Source organism: Paenibacillus sp. NFR01, from assembly GCF_900111565.1.
Taxonomy (GTDB): domain Bacteria; phylum Bacillota; class Bacilli; order Paenibacillales; family Paenibacillaceae; genus Paenibacillus_AQ.
The window spans coordinates 2224014-2250506 of sequence record NZ_FOIK01000001.1 but is presented as its reverse complement, the minus strand read 5'-3'; the positions used below and the strand labels follow the sequence as shown (position 1 = coordinate 2250506).

General features: G+C 53.6%; 25 protein-coding genes. 21 read left to right on the top strand and 4 right to left on the bottom strand.

Annotated elements, in window-relative coordinates; translation table 11 throughout:
- Nucleotides 1–22: 22 nt before the first annotated feature.
- A complete protein-coding gene (locus BMW84_RS10420) occupies nt 23–1174 on the top strand; it encodes a cysteine desulfurase family protein (protein ID WP_091067445.1) in 1152 nt (383 codons plus the stop codon).
- Between the two features lie 3 nt (nt 1175–1177).
- Entirely contained in the window at nt 1178–2464 is a 1287-nt protein-coding gene (gene thiI / locus BMW84_RS10415) for a tRNA uracil 4-sulfurtransferase ThiI (protein ID WP_091067442.1), read from the top strand.
- A gap of 125 nt (nt 2465–2589) precedes the next feature.
- On the opposite strand, the gene BMW84_RS10410 is transcribed toward thiI, so the two are convergent.
- Nucleotides 2590–3282 carry a TerC family protein gene (locus BMW84_RS10410; RefSeq protein WP_091068267.1) on the bottom strand — a complete coding sequence of 231 codons (693 nt, stop codon included), beginning with the start codon at nt 3280–3282 and terminating at the stop codon, nt 2590–2592.
- A 172-nt stretch (nt 3283–3454) separates the two neighbouring features.
- Between BMW84_RS10410 and BMW84_RS10405 the strand changes: the two genes are divergently transcribed.
- The 6 genes from BMW84_RS10405 to BMW84_RS10380 all read left to right on the top strand — a co-directional run bounded on the left by BMW84_RS10405 (nt 3455) and on the right by BMW84_RS10380 (nt 8870).
- A complete protein-coding gene (locus BMW84_RS10405) occupies nt 3455–4117 on the top strand; it encodes a TerC family protein (protein WP_091067441.1) in 663 nt (220 codons plus the stop codon).
- Nucleotides 4118–4292: 175 nt separating this feature from the next.
- Nucleotides 4293–4799 (top strand): hypothetical protein, encoded by a 507-nt coding sequence (locus BMW84_RS10400; protein ID WP_091067438.1) that lies wholly within the window; start codon nt 4293–4295, stop codon nt 4797–4799.
- 171 nt (nt 4800–4970) lie between these two features.
- Nucleotides 4971–6815 carry a translational GTPase TypA gene (gene typA, locus BMW84_RS10395; RefSeq protein ID WP_091067437.1) on the top strand — a complete coding sequence of 615 codons (1845 nt, stop codon included), beginning with the start codon at nt 4971–4973 and terminating at the stop codon, nt 6813–6815.
- 149 nt (nt 6816–6964) lie between these two features.
- Complete coding sequence (locus BMW84_RS10390; RefSeq protein ID WP_091067434.1) at nt 6965–7261, top strand: YlaH-like family protein; 297 nt, start codon at nt 6965–6967, stop codon at nt 7259–7261.
- A gap of 42 nt (nt 7262–7303) precedes the next feature.
- Nucleotides 7304–8344: an LCP family protein gene (locus BMW84_RS10385; protein WP_091067432.1), complete on the top strand. Its 1041-nt coding sequence runs from the start codon at nt 7304–7306 to the stop codon at nt 8342–8344.
- A 70-nt stretch (nt 8345–8414) separates the two neighbouring features.
- On the top strand, nt 8415–8870 hold the full coding sequence (locus tag BMW84_RS10380) for a pyridoxamine 5'-phosphate oxidase family protein (protein WP_091067430.1): 456 nt from the start codon (nt 8415–8417) through the stop codon (nt 8868–8870).
- Between the two features lie 101 nt (nt 8871–8971).
- On the opposite strand, the gene BMW84_RS10375 is transcribed toward BMW84_RS10380, so the two are convergent.
- Nucleotides 8972–9553 carry a YhcN/YlaJ family sporulation lipoprotein gene (locus BMW84_RS10375; RefSeq protein ID WP_091067427.1) on the bottom strand — a complete coding sequence of 194 codons (582 nt, stop codon included), beginning with the start codon at nt 9551–9553 and terminating at the stop codon, nt 8972–8974.
- A 104-nt stretch (nt 9554–9657) separates the two neighbouring features.
- Between BMW84_RS10375 and BMW84_RS10370 the strand changes: the two genes are divergently transcribed.
- Both BMW84_RS10370 and BMW84_RS10360 read left to right on the top strand, forming a co-directional pair.
- A complete protein-coding gene (locus BMW84_RS10370; protein ID WP_091067425.1) occupies nt 9658–10989 on the top strand; it encodes a PhoH family protein in 1332 nt (443 codons plus the stop codon).
- Between the two features lie 609 nt (nt 10990–11598).
- The gene (locus BMW84_RS10360; RefSeq protein WP_175498730.1) at nt 11599–12825 is read left to right on the top strand and encodes an extracellular solute-binding protein; all 1227 of its coding nucleotides are present in this window, start codon (nt 11599–11601) and stop codon (nt 12823–12825) included.
- Here the strand turns inward: BMW84_RS10360 and BMW84_RS10355 are convergent.
- Both BMW84_RS10355 and BMW84_RS10350 read right to left on the bottom strand, forming a co-directional pair.
- Nucleotides 12817–13950, bottom strand: a complete 1134-nt coding sequence (locus BMW84_RS10355; protein WP_254772916.1) for a hypothetical protein — start codon at nt 13948–13950, stop codon at nt 12817–12819. The two genes, BMW84_RS10360 and BMW84_RS10355, sit on opposite strands and share 9 nt — an antisense overlap.
- A 130-nt stretch (nt 13951–14080) precedes the next feature.
- Nucleotides 14081–14317 (bottom strand): DUF2626 family protein, encoded by a 237-nt coding sequence (locus BMW84_RS10350; RefSeq protein ID WP_091068262.1) that lies wholly within the window; start codon nt 14315–14317, stop codon nt 14081–14083.
- 344 nt (nt 14318–14661) lie between these two features.
- On the opposite strand from BMW84_RS10350, the gene BMW84_RS10345 reads away from it, so the two are divergent.
- The 11 genes from BMW84_RS10345 (at nt 14662) to mraZ (ending at nt 26487) form a co-directional block, all read left to right on the top strand.
- Nucleotides 14662–15312, top strand: coding sequence for an RsfA family transcriptional regulator (locus BMW84_RS10345; RefSeq protein ID WP_091067418.1), 651 nt, complete (start codon nt 14662–14664; stop codon nt 15310–15312).
- Nucleotides 15313–15478: 166 nt separating this feature from the next.
- Nucleotides 15479–16444, top strand: coding sequence for a ketopantoate reductase family protein (locus BMW84_RS10340; protein ID WP_091067416.1), 966 nt, complete (start codon nt 15479–15481; stop codon nt 16442–16444).
- Nucleotides 16445–16450: 6 nt separating this feature from the next.
- A complete protein-coding gene (locus BMW84_RS10335) occupies nt 16451–16837 on the top strand; it encodes a DUF3397 domain-containing protein (protein ID WP_091067413.1) in 387 nt (128 codons plus the stop codon).
- A 150-nt stretch (nt 16838–16987) separates the two neighbouring features.
- The gene (locus BMW84_RS10330) at nt 16988–18703 is read left to right on the top strand and encodes a peptide ABC transporter substrate-binding protein (protein WP_091067411.1); all 1716 of its coding nucleotides are present in this window, start codon (nt 16988–16990) and stop codon (nt 18701–18703) included.
- Nucleotides 18704–18931: 228 nt separating this feature from the next.
- Entirely contained in the window at nt 18932–19864 is a 933-nt protein-coding gene (locus BMW84_RS10325; protein ID WP_091067408.1) for an ABC transporter permease, read from the top strand.
- Nucleotides 19865–19867: 3 nt separating this feature from the next.
- Entirely contained in the window at nt 19868–20815 is a 948-nt protein-coding gene (locus tag BMW84_RS10320; RefSeq protein WP_091067405.1) for an ABC transporter permease, read from the top strand.
- A 13-nt stretch (nt 20816–20828) separates the two neighbouring features.
- Nucleotides 20829–21824 carry an ABC transporter ATP-binding protein gene (locus BMW84_RS10315; protein WP_091067403.1) on the top strand — a complete coding sequence of 332 codons (996 nt, stop codon included), beginning with the start codon at nt 20829–20831 and terminating at the stop codon, nt 21822–21824.
- Entirely contained in the window at nt 21821–22741 is a 921-nt protein-coding gene (locus BMW84_RS10310) for an ABC transporter ATP-binding protein (RefSeq protein ID WP_091067400.1), read from the top strand. The genes BMW84_RS10315 and BMW84_RS10310 overlap by 4 nt, the downstream gene beginning before the upstream one ends.
- Nucleotides 22742–22930: 189 nt before the next feature.
- Nucleotides 22931–24562, top strand: a complete 1632-nt coding sequence (gene bshC / locus BMW84_RS10305; protein WP_091067398.1) for a bacillithiol biosynthesis cysteine-adding enzyme BshC — start codon at nt 22931–22933, stop codon at nt 24560–24562.
- A gap of 24 nt (nt 24563–24586) precedes the next feature.
- Entirely contained in the window at nt 24587–25858 is a 1272-nt protein-coding gene (locus BMW84_RS10300; protein WP_091067395.1) for an adenosylhomocysteinase, read from the top strand.
- Nucleotides 25859–26049: 191 nt separating this feature from the next.
- Nucleotides 26050–26487, top strand: a complete 438-nt coding sequence (gene mraZ, locus BMW84_RS10295) for a division/cell wall cluster transcriptional repressor MraZ (protein ID WP_091067393.1) — start codon at nt 26050–26052, stop codon at nt 26485–26487.
- Nucleotides 26488–26493 lie beyond the last annotated feature (6 nt).

The window sequence follows — 26493 nt, the reverse complement described above, 5'->3', positions numbered from 1 at the left end:
ACGCAAAGGAGAACATCGGGTCATGCTGTATTGGGATTATGCCGCGGCGGCTCCACCATACGACGAGGTCGTGCAGACGCTGGAGCAGGTGATGAGGCAACACTATGCGAATCCGTCTTCGCTGCATCAAGCGGGTGCGGATGCGAACCGTTTGATCAACCGCGCCAAAGAGGTATGTGCGGCTGCGCTTCAATGCAAGCCTGCGGAGCTGATCTTTACCTCCGGGGCGACCGAAAGCAACAATTTGGCGATTAAAGGCGCCGCTTTGCAGTATCAGGGCAGAGGCCGCCATCTCATAACGACCGGGATCGAGCATCCTTCGGTTTATGAAAGCTGCCGGCAGCTGGAGCAGCTCGGCTGGGAAGTTACTTTTATCGCGCCTGATCAAGACGGCGTCGTGAATCCGGAGCGGCTTGCTGCGGCGGTCCGCAAAGACACGGTGCTGGTCAGCGTGATGCATGTCAACAATGAAACCGGAGCGGTTCAGCCGCTCCGTGAGATTGGGCAACGGGTCAAAGCTGCCAATCCGCGCACGCTGTTTCACATCGACGGCGTGCAGGGCTACGGCAAGCTGGAAACGAAGCTTGCCGGGTGGCAGGCCGACCTCTACAGCCTGTCGCCGCATAAAGTGCGCGGTCCGCGCGGCGTCGGCCTGCTGTACGTCAAAGCAGGGGTCAAGCTGTTCCCCCTGCTGACCGGGGGCTCGCATGAGCAGGGGCTGCGGGCCGGCACGGAAAATGTGCCGGCCATTGTCGCCGCGGCCAAAGCGGTGCGGATGAGCACCGAGCGCCGCGAAGCCTTCGGCGAGCAGGTCACGCCGCTGCGGGACCGGCTGCTGCGCTTCTTGCGGACGGTGCCCGAATTTCAGCTGAACAGCAGCGAAGCGGGAGCCCCGCATATCGTGCATTTTTCGTATCCGGGTATGAAGGGCGAGGTGCTGGCGCGCAAGCTGGAGGAGCTTGGGATGCTGGTCTCGACGCGGTCGGCGTGTTCGTCCAAGCTGGCAGAACCAAGCCGAGTGCTGCTGGCGATGGGCCGCAGCGTTCCGGCCGCCCTGGGCGGCATCCGGATCAGCTTGGGCGACAGTCACGCCGATGCGGATGTGGCGCAGCTGGAGCAGGCGCTGCTCACTGCGGTGAAAGAACTTAAGATTGCTGAAGGAGGCATGAACTGACCAATGAAAGCGAATGGGGCGGAAGGCGCGATCAGCGCCGGACGCCATTATGAATATGCCGATATGCTGCTGCTGCGTTTCGGCGAGTTTACGTTAAAAGGCAAAAACCGCGCGCGCTTTGAGAAAACGGTGCTGCGCCATGTTAAGGAACTGCTGAAGCCGTATTCCCGGGCGGTAATCAGTAAAGAGTACGGCCGCTTGTACGTGGAACTGAACGGCGAACCCGCAGGCGAGCTGATTGGGGCGCTGAAAGGTGTATTCGGCATCGAATCGGTCAGCCCGGTTAAAGTGGCGCGGTCGGAGTTTGACGATATTTTGGCGGTATCCCGCGCTTTCCTGGAGGTTGTCGCGCCGCCGAAAGGCACGACCTTCAAAGTAAACGTACGCCGCGTATGGAAAGGTTTCCCTTACGAGTCGCTGGCGATGAGTAAACGTGTAGCTACGCCGCTTCTGCAAGGCTATCCTGGGCTTATCGTTGATGTGAAGGCACCGCAGATGGAGATGAAGATCGAAATCCGCGAAGGCAGCACCTATATTTTCTGCGAGCAGATTCCAGGCGTCGGCGGTTTCCCGCTCGGCACCAACGGCAAAGCGATGCTGCTGCTATCCGGGGGCATCGACAGTCCGGTCGCAGCCTGGTCGTCCATGCGGCGCGGGCTTGAAGTGGAATGCATTCATTTTTACAGTTTTCCTTATACGAGCGAGCAGGCACGTCAGAAGGTTGTCGACCTTGCCCGCGTCCTGTCGCGGTATGCAGGCGCAATCAAGCTGCATCTCGTGCCGTTTACGGAGGTGCAGACCTCTTTTGCCGGCATCGGCCAGGACAAAATGATGATTACGCTGATGCGGCGGGCAATGCTGAGAATCGCTACGCAGCTTGCCGAACGCGAAGGCGCATTGGCGCTGGTGACCGGCGACAGTCTCGGGCAGGTAGCCAGCCAGACGCTCGGGAGCATGAACGTGATCGGCCGCGCGACGGACCTGCCGCTGCTGCGGCCGCTCGTCATGATGGATAAAAGCGACATTATCGGGATTGCGCAGCAGATCGGAACCTACGATCTCTCCATTCTTCCATACGAAGACTGCTGCACGCTGTTTGTGCCGAAATCCCCGACCACCAACCCGAATCTGCATATCGTTGAGAAGATCGAAGCGACGCTGCCAGGATATGCGCAGCGGCTGGAGACGGCAGTCGCATGTACGGAGACGATCACCATAACGCCGCACGGCAATGAAAAACCAGGCGAGCTGGCCGGCGCCGCGCCGGGAATCAAAGAAGAGTGGTTCTAACGACAAAGCCCTTATTTCCGAAAATGACCTGCCCAAAGCGGCATTTTCAGTGAAATAAGGGCTTTTTTTGTCCGTAAAGATTGCAGTGCCCATTCGAAACTTCTACCGATCCGGCTTACCACCGCTTACCCCAACGCTCCGCGGTGCGGCGCTTTTTTCGGGGCATGGCTGCGCCGCCAGTGGCCGGCAGCCAGTATGCCGGCGATGATGACAAGCGCGAGCAGCACCCGCAGCAGCGGATGATCGCCAAAGAAAGGCTCGATCCGCTGCTCGCCCGCGATCATCGTGGAGGCAGTGTAGCCGAGCACGGCGGAGCCAATATAGATGATCCACGGATACCGGTTGATCAGCTTAATGAACAGCGTGCTGCCCCAGACGACGATCGGCACGGAGATCAGGAGGCCGATGACTACCAGGACGATGTTGTGGCCCGATGCTCCGGCGATGGCGATGACATTGTCGAGCCCCATGGCGGCGTCGGCGACGATGATAGTGCGGACGGCCGACCACAGTGTTTTGCCGGCTTTGATCTCCTCGTCTTCATGCGATTCGCCGGTCAGCAGCTTGTAAGCGATAAAGATCAGCAGCAGCCCGCCGATCAGCAGCAGCCAGGGCACCTTCAGCAGCCAGACGACGAGAATCGTGGCGACAATCCGCAGCAGCACGGCGCCGCCGGTGCCGAGTAGGATCGCCTTTTTTTGAGTTCCTCCCCTGAGGTTCCGCGCGGCCAGCCCAATGACTATGGCATTGTCGCCGGCCAGTATCAGGTCGAGAAAAACGATGTTCAGCAGCGGCAATATAAAATCCGTGAAGCCCATGCTCACGTAACGTCACTCCTCTAAAATGTTGGCCCGAATCCGAAACCATCCTTAGTTTTGTATACGCCAAAACCGCCCAGGACATGCGTCCGTACGGAAAAAAGCCGGACAAACGGCATAGCTTGCCCCGTTTTTTCATACAAGTATTACAGGTAGACGGGGAGGTAAGGGAATGGAAACGTTACTGCTGCTGGGGGAAATTTTGATGATCAATCTGGTGCTGAGCGGAGACAACGCCATGGTGATCGCCATGGCAAGCAAGAATCTTCCGGAAAAGCACCGCAAAACGGCGGTATGGTGGGGAGCGGCCGGTGCCGTGCTTCTGCGCTGCGCGATGACGTTTGCTGCGGTGGTGCTGCTGAAAATTCCCTTCATCCAAGCCGGCGGAGGCGTACTGCTGCTCTGGATCGCTTTCAAGCTGCTGATTGACGAGGAAGAAGAAATCACGGTCCGCGACAGCGGCAGCTCGATCTGGAAATCGGTCCGGACAATTCTCATCGCCGATTTCATTATGAGTCTCGATAATGTGCTGGCCATTGCGGGTTTGGCCCAAGGTGATTTAGCGCTGATTGTCATCGGGATCGCCATCAGCATTCCGATCGTTGTCTGGGGCAGCGGCATCATTGCCAAATGGCTGCACCGGTATCCTGTGCTGATCTACCTCGGGGCGTATATTTTGGCCTATACGGCGGGGGACATGCTCCTGCAGGATGCCAAATTCGGCATGGTGCTGTCTTTCCTGCTCCCGGCCTTTCACACCATGCTGCCAGTGGCACTGGGAGTCGCCGTCGTAGCGACCGGTGCGCTTAAACGCAAGTGGGCGTCCGTCGACTGACGGCGAAGACACAAAAACCGCGGAAACGGACGGATCGGGTCCAAGCCGCGGTTTTTGGCTTGTCCGGCAACCTTCAAGGTGATAGCGTTTTATCTCTTTTTCGGATAAAATAAAGAAAAAAACTGCCGCTTCCCGGCAGATGAACGCTGTCGAACTTCGAAGGGACGGGTGTCTTATGTCTTCCAAAAACGATATGAAATTAGGTATATTTATTGTCGCTGCGGGTCTTGTCATTCTGCTGGGCAAGCTGGGCGTATTCGGATTTCTGGGGCGGACGCTGTGGCCGCTCGTTATTTTGCTTCCCGGTTTGCTGCTGCACGCCCTGTTTTTCAGCCGCCGGGCATCATCCGCGGTGCTGCTGCCGGCCGGAATTTTAACGGTTTACGGACTTTTGTTCGGTTTCTGCAACACCTTCGGCTGGGGCTTCATGAAGCATCTTTGGCCGGTGCTGCTGCTGGGCGTTGCCGTTGGTTTGTTTGAGCAGTCGCTTGACGGCCGCAGCGGCGGGGTGAAGGTGGTTTCGATCGCTCTGGGGCTCATCAGCATCGTCCTGCTGTTCTTCAGCCTGCTGGGTACGGGCGCGCTATATCTGGTCGGAATCGTATTGGTGGCAGCCGGCGTTTGGCTGATTGCCGGCCGCGGCAAATCGGGCAATCGCAATAAGTGGAATCGCGGCTGGTAATTGACAGTTATTTTTTCATGAAAAGACTTGCTTTTCATCGTACTTTCAATATAATATTAGTGGTATTGAAGCGTCGGCTTTTCGCCTGGCGCTTCTTTTGTGAGAAGTCTCGAACTTGGTATAAATTTGAATAATTTCAATTTGATAAATGAGAGGATTTGGGTACAAATCATGCATTCAAGAAAAGATATTCGCAATATTGCGATCATTGCCCACGTCGACCATGGTAAAACGACGCTGGTCGATAAACTGCTGCAACAGTCGGGGATTTTCGGCGCCCATGAGCATGTGCAGGAACGCGCGATGGACTCCAACGACTTGGAACGGGAACGCGGCATCACCATCCTGGCGAAAAATACGGCAATTACCTATAAAGATTTCCTGATCAACATCGTGGATACCCCTGGGCACGCCGACTTCGGCGGCGAAGTGGAACGGATCATGAAAATGGTTGACGGCGTGCTGCTGGTCGTCGACGCTTACGAAGGCTGCATGCCGCAAACGAAATTCGTCTTGCGCAAAGCGCTGGAACAGCATTTGACGCCAATCGTGGTCGTGAACAAAATCGACCGTCCGGCGGCGCGTCCGCAGGAAGTAATCGACGAAGTGCTCGACCTGTTCATCGAGCTCGAAGCCGACGACAATCAGCTCGACTTCCCGGTGGTCTACGCATCTGCGCTGAACGGAACCTCCAGCATGAACGCGGAGAAGCAGGACGACAACATGCTTGCACTTTATGAAACGATTATCGAGCATATTCCGGCACCGACCGAAAAAGTGGATGAGCCGCTGCAATTCCTGGTTACGCTGATGGACTATAACGAGTATCTCGGCCGGATCGCCATCGGACGCGTCAACCGCGGCATCATCAAGCAAGGCCAATCCGTAACGGTCATCATGCGCGACGGCAAGAGCAAAACGGCCCGCATCGAGAAGTTGTTCGGCTTCCAGGGCCTCAAGCGCGTAGAGATCGATGAAGCGGGCGCAGGCGATATCGTGGCGATTGCCGGCATCAAGGACATCAACATCGGCGAAACGATTGCCGATTCGCAGTTCCCTGAAGCGCTGCCTGTCCTGAAGATCGACGAACCGACGATGCAAATGACCTTCCTGGTCAACAACAGCCCGTTCGCCGGCAAGGAAGGCAAATGGGTGACTTCCCGCAAACTGCGTGAACGCCTCTATAAAGAACTCGAAACCGACGTCAGCCTGCGCGTCGACGATACGGACAGCCCTGACGCATTTATCGTTTCGGGACGCGGCGAGCTTCATCTCGGCATCCTGATCGAAAACATGCGCCGCGAAGGATACGAGCTGCAGGTATCCAAACCGGAAGTTATCGTTAAAGAAATCGACGGCGCCAAGATGGAGCCGCTTGAACGCCTCCTGATCGACATTCCGGAAGACAGTATGGGTGCGGTCATGGAAAGCCTGGGAACGCGCAAAGCGGAAATGGTCAACATGATCAACAACGGCACCGGACAGGTCCGCCTGGAGTTCCTGATCCCTGCACGCGGCCTGATCGGCTACAATACGCACTTCCTGACCCTGACCCGCGGTTACGGCGTCATGAACCATGCGTTTGACAGCTACGCGCCGTTGATCGGCGGCCAAGTCGGCGGACGCCATCAAGGCGTTCTGGTCTCCAGTGAAACGGGCACAACCACCTTCTACGGCATGATGGGCGTGGAAGACCGCGGCATCCTGTTCCTTGAGCCGGGCACCGATATTTACGAAGGCATGATCGTGGGCGAGCATACGCGCGACAACGACATCATCGTCAACATCTGTAAGGAAAAAGCGCTGACCAACGTACGTTCGGCAACCAAAGACGAAACCGTGAAAATGAAGACTCCGCGTCTGTTCTCGCTGGAAGGCGCGCTGGAATATTTGAACGACGACGAATATTGCGAAATTACGCCGAAGTCGGTCCGCCTGCGCAAAAAGATCCTGAACAAGGGCGAACGCGAACGCGCTGAAAAGCAACGCAAATCCGCGCAAGCAAGCCAAGCCTAAGCTCCTATAAAAAAGGGCCGTCCCCAGCCGCGTTGCGGCTGCCGGATGGCTCTTTTCATCTTCAGTTTCGAATTTGCAGATAAACTAGCCGGCAGATGGTATAATGGTAAACGATACGGAATCCGATTCCCGGAGAGGAGTGACGGGCCTTGCAACATTGGTTCGCTGAGCATCCAGTCATCGCGTATTTCATTATTTTTATTTTGCTGACTTATGTGTACAACCGGGTGTTTCGACCCAACCAGAAACTGTCGCTTGCCAAAGAAATCATGCTCTACGTCATGATGGCCATCGGCTCCGGCATGCTGCTGATTTTTCAGCACGATAAGCTTCCGATCATCCAGTGCCTCATGGTGGCGGTCGCTCTGATGCTGCTGGTGCGCGTCCGCTATATAGTCGAGGCCAGGCAGAAACGGAAGGCTGCCGCTGCAGCCGAGCGGAAATGAATGGACGCAACTACAAAGAAATGAAAAGGATTATTTGCCATTATGAATAACAACAAAGGAAATTTGCCGCCGAGATCGCGCGGTACGTACAATCGGCTGCCGTCCGCCGCGCCCGGGAAACCGGTCAAAAAACGGCGCAGTAAAGCCGCGAGAGTGTTACGGCTCTTTCTGGCCGTGCTCCTGATCGCCGTAGTCGCGGTGATGATTTATGGCGGTTCATTGCTCTGGAAGTTTTTTCACGGAAGCTTCGGGGTCGATCAGCCGGTGGCCTCCGGCCAGCTCGCTTCGCAAAAACCCTTGACGCTGCTGTTGCTGGGTACGGATAACCGCCCGAAGCACAAATCGAATCTGACGGATGTCATCATGGTCGTGTCCATGAATCCGGATACCCAGAAGGCCACCGTCGTTTCGCTGCCCCGTGATACGTATGTACAGCTGAGCGGCTATAAAAAAACGAAAATCAACGAATTTTACGCCCGCTTCAAAGGTAAGGAGAAGACCTCCGGCATTCTTGCCAAAGACGAGATGAAGACGATGATGGGCAAATATCTCGACATCAAGGTCGATTACACCGCCGTGCTGGATTTCCAGGGCTTCCGCGACATCGTGGATGAACTGGGGGGCGTCAGCGTCAACATCAGCGAAAATATGTGTTATACGGATTCCGTGGACGGTACGGATATCAACTTAAAGCAGGGACCGGCCAAGCTCGACGGCGACGATGCCCTGGATTATGTGCGTTACCGCAAGTCCAATTGCAGTCCGCAGACCAAAGCATCCAATGATTTTGAACGCAACGAACGCCAGAGCGAAGTGCTGAATGCGCTGATCGGCAAAATGCAGAGCCTCGGCGGCGTGCTGAAAATCGGCAGCGTGATGGATTCGATCGACGAGAATCTGACGACCGATATCGAAAACGATCAGATTAAGAGTTTTATCAAAACCTATTGGAAGATCCCGAAGGAAAACGTTGAATTCAAGCCGGTGACCGGAACCTGGCGCAGCCCGTATGTATATATTAACGAAGAAGAACTGGATGCGGCCAAAAAAGCGCTGCAGACGACGCTCGGCACGTCAAATTGAATGCAAGTTTGGCGTTGTGCTATAATATAATCAAGTAAACGCACTAGAGCCGCATAGGAGGCCTGTTACTATGTCCGAAGCCGTTGCCCAGCTCAATGAAACGTTGCTATCGATGCTGCAATCGGAAACGTTTGTGCTCCTGAATACCGTGGACGCCGAATCCGGCGGTCCGACTTCAACGGCGATTTCCTGGATTTATGCGGTCAGCCCTTCCGTCATCCGGTTGGCGATCGACCACAGGTCCCGTCTTGTGAACAACATTAAAGTAAACCCGCTCGTGACGGTGACGATTTTTGGCGGGGGAACGGTATATGCCGTCAACGGCCGTGCGTCGGTCAAACAAGATCCGCTTGCGGATGTCCCGTTCAAGATGTGCTGTTTCGACATTGAAATCGAGGCGGTGCGCAACGCGCTGTTCTACGGCGCGAGTCTTGAATCCGCCCCTAAATATGCAAAGGTATACGATGCGCGTGCAGCTGAAAAGCTGGACGGACAAGTGTTTGCCGCCATGAAAAAAGCCCAGTGATGGTTCACTAGGCTTTTTTTGTCCCATATTTTGCGGCTTGCCGTGCTTCGAAAGCGATGTTAACGGCGAAGTGAGCTTGCCGGAAGAATGGCCTGCATGCGCTAGCGGTTTCCGCCGGGTTTGGTGTCCTCCGGAAGCTGGGGAATGATCCGGCCGATCATGTCGGCCAGTTCAGCGGAGAATCCCGAAACGGGATGGCCCTGGGAGATATGCTTTCCCATCTCGGTCAGACGGTTACCGATATCAAGATCGGCGGTGACAAAGGCGCGAACGCCCTTCGGATCTTTGCGGATCGCTTCGGCGACGGAGTATTTGATCGTTCCGACGCGGGAGCGGTCGAGCGACCCGGCGACATCGATGCCGACGACGGCGACATTGTTCACCACGACGCAGTGGGCGCCTTTGACGCCCGGCACTCTTTTTGCCAACTGTTCAAAATGATCTTTCAGCGCAACATCCTTTTCATTTCCCGTGACGGCGGTTTCGCCGCTGCGAAGCTCGTTGTTATTCGCTACCTGGTCCTGGGCAGACATTTGCCGGATCTGGCGGTTGCCCTTGACGCTCAGTTCCTTAGCGGCTTGTTCCGATTGTTTATCCTGAGGAGAGGGTGATGCATCTTTATCAGCGACGCCGCAGCTTGTTAACAGCAGCAGCAACAGCAACAGACACATTGATTTTCTCATATGTGACTTACTCCTTTCGGCCATTACGTTCTTTTGTTTTAGCTTGCCCCGGCGGAAATGAGTTATGTATGACCAATCAAACCAGGCGCTGTGGAGGGGATAACATGAAAAAGATTTTTGTTCTGGACACCAACGTGCTCTTGCACGACCCCAATTCGATTTTTGCCTTCAAAGAGAATGAAGTGGTGATTCCGGCCGTTGTCCTGGAAGAAATCGACTCCAAAAAGCGAAATGCCGACGAGATCGGCCGCAATGCCCGCACCGTGTCGCGTCTGCTAGATGGACTGCGGAGCCTGGGCCACCTGCACAGCGGCGTTACCCTCGAACACGGAGGGACACTGAAGGTGGAATTGAACCACCGCAGTTTTGTTAAAGTACAGGAAATGTTCGGTGAGGTATCCAACGACAACCGGATCCTGGCCGTAGCCCTCAACTATCTGCTCGAGGAGAATCAGAAGGAGGAGCCGCGTCCCGTCGTGCTCGTCAGCAAGGACGTGCTGGTCCGGATCAAAGCGGATGTGCTGGGCATTACGCCCGAGGATTATTTGTCCGACCGCACCGGCGACCTGAACGAGCTGTATACCGGCTACCAAACCCTGTTGGTTCACCCCTCTTTAATCGATGAATATTACAGCCACCGCTTTTTGCCGATCAAGCAATTGGGGCTGTCTTACCCGCTGTATCCGCATGAATTCATCATCCTGAAGGATGAGATCGGCAGCGGCAAATCCGCGCTGCTCAAAGTCAATGCCGACGCCACCCGGCTGGAGCCGCTCTATCTCGGCAACGACGCCGTCTGGGGCATCAGCGCCCGCAACGCCCAGCAGCGGATGGCGCTTGAACTCCTGCTGAACGAGGACATTCCGCTCGTGACCATCACCGGGAAAGCCGGTACCGGTAAAACCCTGCTGGCGCTGGCTGCCGGATTGTTCAAGGTCGAGGATGAGCACCGGTATAAGAAACTGCTGATTGCCCGTCCTGTCGTGCCGATGGGCAAGGATCTCGGCTACCTGCCGGGGGAAAAAGAAGAAAAACTTCGGCCATGGATGCAGCCGATCTACGATAATCTGGAATTTCTGTTCGACACCAAGAAATCCGGCGATATCGATAAAATCCTGATGGGTCTGGGCAGTATTCAGGTGGAGGCACTGACCTACATCCGCGGCCGCTCCATCCCGGCGCAGTTCATTATCATCGATGAAGCGCAAAACCTGTCCCGCCACGAGGTGAAGACGATCGTCTCCCGCGCCGGGGAAGGCAGCAAGGTCATTCTGATGGGCGATCCGGAGCAAATCGACCATCCGTACCTGGACGCCGCCAGCAACGGACTCAGCTACATCGTCGAGAAGTTCAAGCAGGAAGGCATCAGCGGCCATATCACGCTGGAAAAAGGCGAACGTTCGCGCCTCGCCCAGCTCGCCGCCGATTTGCTGTAGCGCGAGTTCATACCGCTGTTTAGGAAGAGCCGGGAGCTAAAGAAGCTCCCGGCTTTTTTGTGCGGCGGGGCTTGGTTTACGGCTTGCATGGTGTGCGGCTATGCTTTGGTACCCGAGCCTGCCGCGCCTTGAAGCCGCCGGAGCACGAGCTTCGTTGCACTCTGTACAACGGGAGCACGCGGCACTGGGGACGGGAAGCCCTAGGCCGTGGCACTTAGCCCGCCGCCCCAAGAAGCGGCAGGTTTTGTTTTGTGCGGAGCCGGTGATGGCGAAGCGATTAGCGGTGCTGCCTAGAGAGGAAGAGGCGGAGGAAGTTTGGAACTGGGAGGAGCGGTAGCGTTCGCCTTTGATTTCGGATGTCTTCTGCCTCTAATTCCAATCCAAACATCCGAAATCAACAGCGACCGGAAGTCCAAATCTCCTGCAGCGTCGCCCGAGCGGGAAAGCAGCACTAACAGCCGCGCAGCAATCATCAAGCGTTTAGCCAAAACCACACCCGCCCGCTTCACATATATAATAGAAGAGAACGTTTTCAAAACTGGCGCAGACAAGCGCAGGCGGCTTCTGGTAAAATAGTGGATATGAATGCCGGCAGGAAGGGGGAATAAGATGAAGCGCAGATATTATTGGCTTTTGCTTGCGGTATTGCTGCTGTCGCTGACAAGCATGCCGCCCAGCATGAGCCTGATTTCGCGGGAGGGCAGCAAGCCGAATCCGCAGCCGCTTAATCCCCTTGTCCGCCCTGACGGCGGTACTGAAGGCAACCTTCCGGTCCTGCGGATCCGTGTATCTTTATCCCAGGCAGAGTTGAGCGAACTGAAGAAAATGAGCGGGAATTTTACACTGTCCACCGGGATCGAAGTGGCGTTCACCAATGCGGAGCCTGAAGAGGGCGCAGATGCGCTTAAGGAGGATTTGACCATCGGCGACAGCCCGGACATCATTATGACCGACGGGCGCAACATTGCCGATCTCGCTTCCAGGGGCTATTTGCTGCCGGTAGACGTCTACCAGAGCATCCCTGGAAGCTCACCGCTGAGTGCCCTGATTCCCCGGATGCAGTGGAACGGATATAACTGGGGAATTCCGCTGGACATTGACCCCTATGTGCTGGTCTATTCGCCCAAGCGGCTGACGGAACTTGGACTTACAGGCGCACCAAAGAGCATGGAGCAATGGGGGCTTCTGCTGGAGCATCTGCGCGCGGAGCAAGGCCGGGAGCATTATTTGCTAGCCGCCGATACCCGCAATCCCTACGGCTATATCGCGCTATGGGAGAGCATGGGGAATATTCCGGAAGCGGAAAGCACACAGGTGCTGGCTTGGATGCAGGAAGCTCGGAGCTATTATTATTTGACCAGCCGCTATAATCCGGACATCTGGGATATGCTGCAGGACGGAAAATTGGCGGTGGCTTTGCTGCCGTTATCGGAGTGGCAAATGCGGGGAAACGGGACGCTTGCCGCCGAAGCGCCGGCTGCCGTTGCTTTTAATGGCTACCAGGCAATGTATAGCCGTTTTTTTGCTCTTCCTGCAAAATCGGCCAGCCCGGAGGAAGCCGTAAGCTGGCTGTCCTATATCACTTCAAGCAACGCACAGCTGGAATGGATGGAGAATACGGGGCGGCTGCCCGCTTTGGATGAGTTATACCGCAAGACCTTGCCGGCTGCGGTCAAACTTCCGTTTGCCGCCGGTCTGCTGCTTGCGGAGCCGGAGGAGAATGCCAAGCAGCAGGCCGGTACATGGGGCGAGTATACCGAGGCGGCGGCGCTGTTCCTGAGCGGCAAAATCAGCGCGGAAGAATTTACCGGACAAACCGGCGGTGCATTAGAATGAGAGAGACAATTTCACATACAGCACGCCGTTTTCGCTGCTGACGTCAGATGCGCGAAGGAAGGAAACGACTTCCTGCGGATAGAACCCGAGATCGAATTCCTTCTCCAGTTTTTTGCAGGTGGCTTCCGGAAGCTGCAGGCCGTTAAAGACGACCTGGTCGATATGGAACATCAGCGCGTTTTCCGGTTCTTCCTGGATGCTGTAGTGGCCGGTCACCGTTAACGATAGATTGCCGCTCGTCCCCGATGCCGTAACCTTGTCCGGATAGAACCGGAAAGAGAAGTTTTTCAGCAGCTCGTTTTGCGAGGCAAGGAAGGCATTGAGCTGCTCGTCTTTTAGGGCAATCGTATAAGTCATGCCTTTGCGGCTGAGAACGCCTTTTTCATTTTGTACGTAGTTGGGCAGCCGGTTCATTGCGGAAGACAAAGCTTTGAAATATTTGCGGACTTCATAAATGCCGATATTCTCCCAATACTGCGAAAACTCCTCGAGTAAAGCGCTCATGCCAGCGGGATCGCTGCTGGATGTAATGCCCTTCTCAATCTCCTCATTTAAGGCCGCGACGCGTTGCTTTTGCTCCTCGAGCGCAGCCCGGACGGAAGCCAGCTCTTCCGCGCTGCGTTTAGCCGCATCCGTGGCTTTTCGCAAACTTTTGTACTCCTTCTCGTATTGTCCCAGAATGTCCCGGTCGGCGCCCATTACAATATCGTAATAGTCCAGCAGCGCCAGCATCTGGCTGAAGCTGCCCGCGTTCAGCAGCGAGGCCAGCAGACCTTCGCGTTCCCCCATGTAGTAAGCGCGAAGGATCGCCGCGGCATGGGTCTTTTTATCCGCAATCGCCGCCTCTTTGGCTTTGGCTTGCGCTTCAAGTACAGGAACCTTTTTCTCCAACACAAGCTGTTCGGCGGAAATTCGTTCGATTTCTTGCTCGATCTCTGCGGAAGACAAGGACTGCTCCAGCAGCTTTCGGGCGGACGAACTATCCGGAATGACGGGTGGGGGCGGACTTGCGGAAGGGGAGGGATCGGCGTTTAAACCGTAGACCGGCCAAATTGGAAGCAGCAGGATGCACAGGACGATGAGCGCAGCGGCATAAAGGCGGTTGATAGGGCGGCAAGTCGGCACAGGCGCTTTCCTCCTCTTGGCGTTATGTACTCATCTTATGATATGTCCTGCCGAAATAGGATACAACAAAAAAACGGAAGCGTTCTTTGTCCAAAGAACTCTCTTCCGTTTAGGCGCAAAATATCGCGGATTACAGGGGCAGGCCCATTTTGAATACCGTCCAATAGCTGAATCCGGTAAACGTAACGATCATATACCCCCAGAATAACAGAATGTAGGTTTTTTCCGTAAACTTCATAAATCCAAGCACCACGAAAAAAGCGGTCTGTAAAAAGAACAGCAGCGCCATTTCGATCATATCCCCGGCAAAGGCCATCAGCCCGATCGCCAGCGTGAAAAATCCGAGTACGCGAAACATGCGGTCCAAGAGAAAATCCCCCTTCCTGTATATTCCCGTATATTTTTCCTTCGCTTCATTATACATTGCCGCCACAACGGCTGTAAACGAATTCATCCCAAAATTTAACGAAATATCCGCAAAATTATGATTTTTAGCATTGACATGCCCACTATCTCATTTAGCTAGAAAAAATAGCAACGGAAGTATGATGTCCGGTTAAATTGGAAATACATTTTAGTATCAAATAGATTCTATGAACTCTATCAGAGGCATAGGAATGGAGTAAGCAGCTTTTATCCTATTCGCTACCCGGTGAATCGCCGTTTAGAGAAGATGATGATTTCAAGACGTTGTTAGGAGGGTTAGGCTTTATGACAGCCGTTAGACAGGATGCTTGGAGTGCGGAAGATGATCTGATACTCGCGGAAATCACGCTTCGGCACATCCGGGAGGGCAGCACGCAGCTTGCCGCGTTTGAGGAAGTGGGCGAAAAAATCGGCAGAACCTCTGCCGCCTGCGGATTCCGCTGGAACAGTTGCGTGCGCAAAAGCTATGAGGACGCGATCAGCATTGCCAAAGGGCAGCGCCAGAAACGCAGTTATCTGAAAAAGCAGCCGGTGACCAGGGGAGCTCAAGTGGCCGGACTTATGCTTGGAGAGCTCGAAGAAGAATATGTGCGGACCGACGGTTTGAATGAAAATTCTTTATCCATTGATGCGGTTATTCGTTTTCTCCGGCAATGGAAGGGCAGCTTCCAGGAAGCAGGCCGCCAGCTCAAGATGCTGGAACGGGATTTACGGGAGAAAGAAAGCGAACTCACCGAACTCCGGGCGGAAAATGAGCGCTTGTCCAAAGAAGTGAATTTGGCGCAAAGCGATTACCGGGTCGTCAATGACGATTACAAGGCTCTGATTCAAATCATGGACCGTGCCCGCAGGCTTGCCTTTTTGAACGAGGAAGAGGATGAACTGAAGACCCGCTTCAAAATGGATGCCAACGGAAATTTGGAGCGGCTGGAGTAACAGATTTTTATAGGACGCATAGAGGCGCAGTGCCGTAATGGCACTGCGTTCTTTTTTTATTTTCACGGCTTATATGGACATCCGGTCCGATTTACTTTCAATTGAACCGGGGCTGCCGCTATAATGGATTCAAATCGCAGCATAATTATTACCAAAGGAGATTTCTATGAAAATTGATTTGATCGGCGCTGGCGCGATGGGGCTGCTGCTGGCGGGGAAACTGGCAGCTGCCGGTGATGAAGTCAGAATCTGGTGCCGCAGCGAGGCACAGGCGCAGCAGCTTGCGGAGCAAGGGCTGACCGTATATGACGGGGACGGCGGCGCGGCGCGGCGGCTCACCGGGGAACAGTTTCGTGCTGCGCCCGCAGCATGCTTCGCCGATCGCTGGCTAGCCGAGCCCGCCGATTGCCTGCTGATTACGCTCAAGCAGCATGATTTTCACCGGTCGCTGCCGCAGCTGCTCGCTCCGCTTAAAGGAAGCAAGCCGGAGATCGTTTGTTTTCAGAACGGGTACGGCCATTTGGAGACACTCCAAAGTCTGCTGCCGGAGGCGGCGATATGGGCGGCGGTCACCACAGAAGCTGCCAAAAGGAAATCATTCACCGAGGTTATTCATGCCGGAAAAGGGGAAGTATATATCGGGAAGAGCTTGAATGGCAATCATGGAGCCGGACAAGTTTCTATTACCGCAAATAGTTTGGTCGAAGCGCTGAATAAGGCAGGATTTTCCGCATTTCTGTCGAATGAAGTGGATACCATGATTTTCCGGAAGCTTCTGATCAATGCGGTAATCAATCCGCTTACGGCCATTTGGCGCGTGCCAAACGGCGAACTTCCGATGCCCGGATACCGCTTGCAACTAATGAAGGAACTGTACGAGGAAGCGTCATCGATCTTCGATGCCTGCGGCATTTCGTACGGGGCGCATACATGGGACGACATTCTGCAGGTGTGCAAGGCGACCGCGGACAATGTGTCTTCCATGCTGGCCGATGTGCTTGCCTTCAGACCGACCGAGGTGCAGTGGATCAACGGCAGCATTGCAGCGATGGCGGAGAAGCGGGGACTGAAAGCCCCGCTGCACCGCTGGATCTGCCAAGTCATGGATGGCATGACTGTGAAGGAGAGGTGAAGCGGCATGGGGTGGCTGAAGGATTCGTTCGTCGCGTTAAGCGTAATTCCGTTTGTTCCGTTTGTGCTGATTTATATCGGCGGCCTGCTGATGAAGTCTGATAAACGCAAGACGTTTTTTCTCGCGATGGATGTCACGACATTGTTTTTGCTGCTGTGTGTTTCGGCGCTGTTCAACAACCAGTTTCATTCGCGCTTCGGATTTTTTCTTATACTACTTTTTGTATTAATATCCGCTGGACTGATTGGCGGGGCGCAAAATCGGCTCAAGGGAAAAGTGGACGGCAAACGATTATTTCGGGCGGTTTGGCGGCTTTCATTTTTTCTGATGAGTTTCGGTTACGTATTATTTATGGTTGTCGGCCTCATACAGTACATATCACAAGCGATGTAACATTCCATTGCTTCGTTAAAGCGTCAATGTCACAAAATTTTTAAGTTTTAAAAAAAATCCGTTTTCAGAAAATATTGCTCTAGATTTTTTTGACCACTGGTTGTATAATCATAAACCATATACCACATTCTATTTAGGGGGAACTGCTAGATGAAGAAGAGTAAAAGTCTTTTGCTCATGATTGCATTGGTTCTTGTTATCAGCACAGTGCTCGCAGCCTGCGGCAATAACAACAATGCAAACAGCGGCAACACTGGTAACACCGGCAACACTGGCAATGCTACCAACAGCGGTAATGCTTCTACCGAAGAAAAATTGGCCGCTGACCAAACACTTAGAATCAACCTGAGTGCAGAACCGCCTACATTTGACCCTGCTCTTGCTCAAGACAGCCAAGCAAACACTGTTTTGAAAACAATGTATGAAGGTCTTACCCGCATGAATGATGAATCCGGTCAAGCTGAACCGGGTATCGCTGAGTCCTGGGACGTTTCCGCTGACGGTCTGGTATATACCTTCCACCTGCGCGATGCGCAATGGAGCAACGGAGATCCTGTAGAAGCTGCTGACTTCGTTCGCGCTTGGAAACGCGTGCTCGATCCAAACACAGATCCAACAGCACCTTACGCTTACCAATTGTACTACCTGAAAAATGGTGAAGAATATTATACTAAGAAAATTACCGATTTCAACGAAGTTGGCGTAAAAGCCGTTGATGCGAAAACTCTTGAAGTTACGCTGAAAGCTCCAACTCCTTACTTCTTGGGATTGCTTTCCTTCTATACTTATTACCCTGTGCACAAATCCGTAGAGGGTAATGCAAAATGGGCTACAAGCAAAGACACAATGATTACCGACGGACCGTTCACCCTGACTGAATGGACTACCGGCCAAGCTCTGCAAGTAACAAAGAACGACAAGTACTGGGATGCAGCTAACATCAAACTGAGCAAAATCGACTTCTCCCTGGTTAACAGCGGTGCAACCGAATTGCTGAGCTACAAAAACGGCGAGCTGGATCGCGCTGGCGCTCCTACTGGCGAAATTCCTACCGAGCAGCTGCCTATCATCTCCAAAGAACTGCCTAACGAATTCGCTCGTAAAGGTATTGCAAGTGTTTACTACTACGAGTTCAACATCACCGAAAAACCGTTTGACAATGCTAAAATCCGTAAAGCTCTGGCAATGACGATCAACCGTCAAGCTCTGATCGACAACGTAACACTGGGCGGCCAATTGCCGGCATTCGGTTTCGTGCCTCCAGGCATCGCCGGCGCTGACGGCGAATACCGCAACGCAGTTAAAGACAGCTACTTCACTGAAGACACAGAAGCAGCTAAGAAATTGCTGGCTGAAGGTCTGGCAGAAGAAGGCCTGACTGCACTGCCACCGGTTGAACTGACTTACAACACAAGTGAAGGCCACAAGAAAATCGCTCTGGCGATTGCCGATATGTGGAAACAAGCTCTGGGTATCACTGTTAACACTGTGAACCAAGAATGGGCTGTATTCATCGAAAACCGTCAAAACCTGAACTACCAAGTAGCGCGTGCCGGTTGGACTGCGGACTACAACGATCCAATGACCTTCCTCGACATGTGGGTAACTGGCGGCGGTAACAACGATACCGGCTACGCTAACCCTGAGTATGACAAGCTGATCAACGACGCTAAAACAAACTCTGATCCAGCTAAACGTCAAGAAGACTTTGCAGCAGCGGAAAAAATGCTGATCCAAGACGATCAAGTATTGATTCCAATCTACTACTACACTAACAACTCCTTGACTAAGCCATACCTGAAGGGCGTAACGCTCGACTTCAGCGGCGCGATCGACCTGACTCGCGGATACCTGCTGGAGCACTAAGATTAGCCTACTGACTTCAGTCGTACCGAACTGAATATGCGTGGTCTGAAGTTAGCAATATACTTCGGGATATATATGTGGAGTTCCATATATATCCCTTTTTTTTGCATTTCCGGCGATTTGTCAGACTTTATGAAGGATTACAAATTAAGGCATTAGACAAATTCCGTCAGATTTCATAAAATTGAATAGGTGTCTAAAAAATAGAAGAAGGAGGTGTTGATGGGGATGGTTCGTTATGTTGCCAACAAACTGTTTTATATGATCGTATCGCTGTTTGTGCTTATTTCAGCGACTTTTTTTCTGATGAAAGCTATTCCGGGGGACCCGTTTACTTCTGAGAAAAAAGTCCCGCCGGAAATTAAAGCGCGTTTATACGAGCAATATGGACTGGACAAGCCGCTCTATCATCAGTATTTCAAGTATTTGGGTGATATTGCGCAAGGAGACCTGGGAGTATCCATGAAACGTCTGAACCAGGATGTAACGCATCTGATCGGACAAACGTTCTCCGCTTCCCTGCGACTCGGGGTAGTGGCTATTATCGTGTCGGTTATCGTCGGGGTTCTGCTCGGGATGCTTGCCGCACTTTATCACCGGAAATTTATCGACAGCGCAGCGATGGTAGTGGCGGTCCTGGGGATTGCGGTGCCGAGCTTTGTCGTCGCTTCCGTATTGCAGTATCTTTTTGCGTACAAATGGCATATGTTCCCGGTATCGGGCTTTAAAGGGCCTATGTACTATTTCCTGCCGGTTGCGGCGCTATCTGCCCAGCCAATTGCGTTTATCGCCCGTCTGACACGGTCAAGCATGCTTGAAGTGCTGCATTCGGACTACATCAAGACGGCTAAAGCCAAGGGCCTCAGCTGGTTTGCCATTTTGAGCCGCCACGTGCTGCGCAACGGCATTCTGCCGGTCGTTACGTATATCGGACCCATGACAGCCAACGTTGTTACAGGTTCCGTCGTTATCGAACAAATCTTCGGCGTCGGCGGGATCGGCAAACAGTTCGTAGAAGCGATCGGTGTCCGCGACTATACGGTCATTATGGGGATTACGATTTTCTACGGCGTTCTGCTTATGCTTGCCCGTTTCATTACGGATATTGCCTACGTCTTTGTAGATCCGCGCATTAAACTTACTGGAGGAAAGGAGGGCTAAAGATTGGCATCTGACAAAAATCTGGTTTCGCTGGATGCGAACCTGACCGCGGAGGATTTCCGCAAGATCGGCATTGACGAAAAAGAAGCCGAAGTTATTCAGCGTGAAAGTCTTTCCGCCTGGAGGGATTCCTGGCAGCGTCTGCGCCAAAACAAAATGGCAATGACCGCGCTTATCGTGCTTGGGGTAATCGTCCTTGCTTCGCTTATTGGTCCGTTGTTCTCGAAATATAATTATTATTCCAATGATTTGCTCAGCACCAACAAGCCTCCTTCACTCAAGCACTTGTTCGGCACTGACGACTTGGGCCGCGATATTTTCGTGCGTACCTGGTACGGAGCGCGGATCTCGCTGCTTGTCGGCTTGTGCGCAGCGGCAATTGACTTGTTTATCGGCGTTATTTATGGCGGGATCATGGGTTACTTCGGCGGTCGCGTCGACAACATCATGAATAAATTTTCCGAAGTACTTTACGCCATTCCTTACCTGCTCGTCGTTATTTTGCTGTTGGTAGTTATGGAGCCAAGCCTTGGCACCATCATTCTCGCACTGACGATTACCGGCTGGATTAACATGTCCTGGATCGTGCGCGGCGAAATTATGCAGCTGAAGAACCGCGAATTCGTGCTTGCTTCCCGTTCCATGGGTGCCGGCTCCAAACGGCTGTTGTTCCGCCACTTGCTGCCGAACGCCGTTGGACCTATTATCGTTACCATTACATTGTCGGTTCCGAATGCGATTTTTGCCGAAGCGTTCCTGAGCTTCCTCGGTCTTGGCGTACAAGCGCCGATCGCATCCCTGGGTTCGATGATCAATGACTCCCTTACCGGATGGCTTTATTATCCTTGGCGTTTCCTGTTCCCGGCTATTCTGATCAGCTTAACGATGCTTTCCTTTAATATTTTTGGTGACGGCCTTCGCGACGCGCTGGATCCTAAATTGAAGAAATAGGCGGTGAATGTGGATGGAACCGATTCTGCAAATCAAAGATTTGCACGTCTCCTTTTTTGTAAAGGGTGGAGAGGTTCAAGCTGTCCGCGGAATGAATTTTGAAGTAGGCAGAGGCGAAACCGTAGCTATTGTCGGTGAATCCGGCAGCGGAAAAAGCGTCACGGCCCAATCGATCATGCGGCTGATCCCGTCACCGCCTTCCAAGGTGAAGCAAGGCGAGATATTGTTTCAGGGGCAAGACTTGCTGAAAAAGAGCAATAAAGAGATGGAAAGTATTCGCGGCAAAGATATTGGCATGATATTTCAAGACCCGATGACTTCGTTGAACCCAACGATTAAAGTAGGAAAACAGATCACCGAAGTTTTGATCAAACATCAGAAAATGTCAGCGGCCGAAGCGAAAAAACAAGGTGTCGAGATGCTGAAGCTGGTGGGCATCAAAAATGCGGAGGCTCGCTTTAACCAATATCCCCACGAATTTTCCGGTGGTATGCGTCAGCGCGTAATGATCGCCATTGCACTGGCGTGCCGCCCGTCCCTGCTCATTGCCGATGAGCCAACCACTGCGCTCGATGTGACGATTCAGGCGCAAATCATGGAAGTTATGAAAGAGATGCAGGACAAGCTCGGCACCTCGATCATTCTGATTACCCATGATCTCGGCGTCGTTGCCGGGATGTGCGATCGGGTGATTGTCATGTATGCCGGCGAAGTGGTCGAGACGGGCACCCGCTGGGAGATTTTCAAGAATCCGCAGCATCCTTACACCAAAGGACTGCTGCGTTCGATGCCGCGTCTGGATCAAAAGAAGGGTGAGCCGCTGATTCCGATTATCGGGACTCCCCCGGACCTTATTAAACCGCCAATCGGCTGTCCGTTTGCCGCTCGCTGCAGCGAAGCGATGCATGTCTGCGGACAAATCGATCCTGGCGCCACAGAATTCAGCGAAACGCATATAGCACGTTGCTGGAATCTGCATTCGATGGCCAAGGAGGTGCAGTACGTTTGAGTAAGAACCTGATCGAAGTTGAAGGTCTTAAGAAATATTTCAATGTAGGCAAAGGAAAAATTCTTAAGGCGGTTGACAATATTAATTTCTCGATCCGTGAAGGCGAAACCCTCGGTATGGTAGGGGAATCCGGTTGCGGCAAAACGACTGCGGGCCGTACGGTTTTGCGCTTGTATGAACCGACTGCGGGAAGCGTAAAGTATAACGGTACCGATATTTACAAATTGTCCGCTGGCAAAATGAAAGCTATGCGCCGCGACATGCAAATGATTTTCCAAGATCCGTACGCATCGCTGAATCCGCGTTTTACCGTATCCGATATTATCGGCGAAGCGCTGGATATTCACGGGATGGCCGGCAGCCGTGCTGAGCGGAAAAAACGGATCGAAGAGCTGTTGGATATGGTTGGTCTCAACCATGACCACGCAACGCGTTACCCGCATGAATTCTCCGGCGGTCAGCGCCAACGGATCGGGATTGCCCGCGCGCTTGCGGTGAATCCGAAGTTCATCGTCTGCGACGAACCGATCTCTGCGCTCGACGTATCCATTCAGGCACAGGTCGTCAACCTGCTGAAGGAACTGCAAGACCGTCTGGGACTGACTTATCTGTTTATCGCGCATGACTTGTCCATGGTTAAGCACATCAGTGATCGCGTTGCCGTAATGTATTTGGGCCGTATGGTCGAGTTGGCGGAGAGCGAAGAGCTGTACGCTAATCCGATCCATCCGTACACCAAATCGCTGCTGTCCGCAATTCCGGTTCCGGACCCTGAAGTGGAAGCGAACAAGAAGCGCATTCATCTGCATGATGAGCTGGGCAGCCCGATTTATGCGGCCGGCGAGAAATCAAATGACAGCGACTTTGAATTGGTAGAAGTGTCCAAAGGGCATTTCGTGGCCAAACAATACGCGTAATACATGCATAGTCGAAGCGGGGGCGTACAAGCTCCCGCTTTTTGCTTCGCCCGTAACGATGTGCCGCTTCTTGAAGAAGCGGCAAGCTTTGACGTAATCCGCGACTTTGGATACAATCAATAGGGGTTAATGGCAATCATCCCGTGTTTACATAAAGCAAGGCATATTCAGACAGGAGGCATATCATCGATGAATACCGTCAGCGAACCGCTATTGGGCGGTTCCGCGCTCGCACGCGATTATATAGAACATTTTGAGAAAGTAGCCCATTTGTACGGCGGCGATTTCCGCCTGCCGGAGAGCCGGGTACGCCGGGCCGCCTGGCTGGATGATAACGAGACCAAGCGCGCGGCCCGCGCCGGGGTCGTCTCGGTGCTGCGGGCATATAATTTACAGCATAACCCTCATCCGAAGGTGATGGAGATGCTTGAACGGCTGGAGCAGCCGGGAACACTCGCCGTGACGGGCGGTCAGCAGAGCGGTCTGTTCACAGGCCCGCTCTTTGTCATCTACAAGGCGATTACGGTGATCCAGGCCGCCCGGACGGCATCGGAGCAGCTTGGCCGCCCGGTTGTCCCGGTCTTCTGGATCGCCGGAGAAGACCACGATTGGGACGAAGTAAACCATACCTTCGTTTTGGGCCGATCCGGTGAGATTGCCCGGATCAAGCTGGATAAGCCCGAAGGGCCGCGGAATTCGGTCAGCGGCATCGGGCTCGCGCTGGAGAGCTGGGAAACGGCCTTCGGGCAGGTGGACAGCCTGCTGCAGGATAGCGAATTCAAACCGCAAATCATGGAACTGCTCCGCGAGTCCGCACAGGAAGGCGGCAGCCTGACGGACGCTTTTGCCAAGCTGATGGGTCATTTGTTTGGCCAATACGGCTTGATTCTGCTGGATTCGGCAGACCCGCAGCTCCGTAAGCTGGAGGCGCCATTTTTCGCCAGGCTGATTCAGGAGAACGACGAGCTGGAAGCGGCTTATCTTGCTTCCGCCGAAGAGATTAAGGCAGGCGGCTATGAGCTGCAGGCCGAGGTGACGAAAGACGCCGCCAATCTCTTTTACATTCACGAAGGGATGCGGCTGCTGCTGCATAAGGAAGCAGGGCGGTTTACGGACCGCAAGGGCAACATATCTTTTTCCCGGGAAGAACTGCTCGGACAGCTTGAAGCGCATCCGGAACGGTTCAGCAACAATGTGCTGACGCGGCCGCTGATGCAGGATTATGTGCTGCCGGTGCTGGCGACCGTATTGGGCCAAGGGGAAATTGCCTATTGGGCGATTCCGAACCGGGCGTTTGCTGCCGCAGGCGGGCAAATGCCGCTGCTGCTGCCGCGGATGTCGTTTACGGTCATTGAAGGCACCACGCAAAAACATATGGAGAAATACATGCTGACCTTCCAGGATGTCGTCAAGGGGCTGGAAGGCAAACGCAAGGAATGGCTGGCCGCGCAGGATGCGCTGGGACTTGAAAGCCGGTTCGCCGAAATCAAACAGGCATTTACCGCGATGTACGAGCCGCTGATCGAACAGCTTGGCAACATCCAGGCGGGACTGCTCAAGCTGGGCGGCAGCAACAAAGAGAAGATTCTCGACCAGATCGCTTTCCTGCAGGGAAAAGCCGAAGATGCCCTGGCGAAGCAGAACGAAGCCGGACTCCGGCAGTGGGAACGGATCGAGCAGTCGATCATGCCGCATGGCCGTTTACAGGAGCGCCACTATAACGTAATGAACTATCTGAACCGCTACGGGCTGGGCTGGATCGACGAGTGTATGGCGCTAGAGCCCAATTTCAGCGGACAACATCGTCTGCTATATATGTAAGATTTCAACTTCAGGAGGTATGTTATGAGTTCATCTGCGAAGCAAAGCAGCATTATCGCCGATCCGGGGCTGGCGCCCGAAGGGCATCTGAAAATCGACTGGGTGCGCCAGCATATGCCGGTGCTGAGCCGGATCCGCGAGCATTTTGAAGCCGAACAGCCGTTCAAAGGACTGAAAGTATCGATCACGCTGCATCTGGAGGCGAAAACGGCTTATCTCGCCAAAGTGGTTCAGGCCGGCGGGGCAGAAGTGACCATTACCGGCTCCAATCCGCTGTCGACGCAAGACGATGTGTGCGCGGCGCTTGTCGAAGACGGCATTACTGTTTTCGCCAAATACAATCCTTCGCCGGAAGAGTTCAAAGCGCTGAATATCAAGGCGCTGGAGAGCAAGCCGGATCTGATTATCGACGACGGCGGAGATTTTGCCACCTTGCTGCATTCCGAGCGGCCCGACCTGATGGAGAATATCCGCGGCGGTGCAGAAGAAACGACGACGGGGATTATCCGACTGAAGGCGCTGCAGAAGCAGGGCATCCTCAAGTTCCCGATGGTCGCCGTCAATGACGCCTACTGCAAATATCTGTTCGATAACCGTTACGGCACAGGGCAATCGGCTTGGGACGGTATCGTCCGCACCACGAACCTGATTGTTGCCGGTAAAACCGTCGTAGTCGTGGGTTACGGCTGGTGCGGCAAAGGTGTCGCCATGCGGGCCAAGGGCCTGGGCGCGAATGTCATCGTGACCGAAGTGGATGCAATCAAAGCGGTCGAAGCGCATATGGACGGGTTCCATGTCATGCCGATGCTCGAAGCTGCGAAGCGCGGCGATTTCTTCGTGACCGTAACCGGCAACCGTTATGTCATCCGCGGCGAGCACTACGATGTGATGAAAGACGGCGCTATTCTCTGCAACGCCGGACATTTCGACGTGGAAGTCAACAAACCGGAGCTGGCGGAGCGTTCGGTCTCCAAACGCACGGTCCGCAAGAACATCGAGGAGTATTTGCTGAAGGATGGACGCAAGCTGTATTTGCTCGCCGAAGGCCGCTTGGTCAACCTGGGCGCGGCGGACGGACATCCCGCGGAAATTATGGATACGACGTTCGCCCTGCAGGCGCTGTCGCTTAAATACGTGAATGACAATTACAAAACCATCGGCGTTAAAGTGGAGAACGTGCCGTACGAGCTGGATGAGCAGGTTGCACGCTATAAGCTGGAAAGCCTCGGCATCGCCATTGACCGTCTGACACCGGAACAGGTTCAGTATCAGGACAGCTGGAATTTGAACGATTAAGCGGTAGGGTTGATCCATATCCCATATATGCCCGTTGCCATGCAGATGGCCGGGCTTTTTCTTTTTCCGGGCCATGAAAAAATTACCTGAGGAGAGAAAAAGGTTTTTGATTTTTAATGGCGAATCTATTATGCTTAAGTGGTGTAAAGTGGGGTAAAGTGGGGAATCGGTAGCAAGGAGTGGGGCAGCAGATGTTTATGGGCGAATTCCAGCATAGTATCGACGACAAAGGCCGCATCATTATTCCGGCCAAGTTTCGCGAATTGCTCGGCGCCTCGTTTGTTGCGACCCGCGGCCTGGACTCCTGCCTCTTTGTTTATCCCATGGAAGAATGGGGAATCATGGAGCAAAAGCTCAAGAGTCTTTCACTCATGAAATCCGACGCCCGCGCCTTCAGCCGATTCTTTTTCTCGGGAGCGACGGAGTGCGTCTGGGACAAGCAGGGCAGAGTCAATCTGCCGGCGAATTTGCGGCAATATGCCAAGCTGGACAAGGACTGTATCATTCTGGGCGTTTCGAACCGGGTGGAGATCTGGAACAAAGAGCTTTGGGAGCAGTACTTCGCACAGTCGGAGGAATCGTTTAACGAGATTGCCGAAAAACTGGTTGATTTTAACTTCGATCTATAACACAAC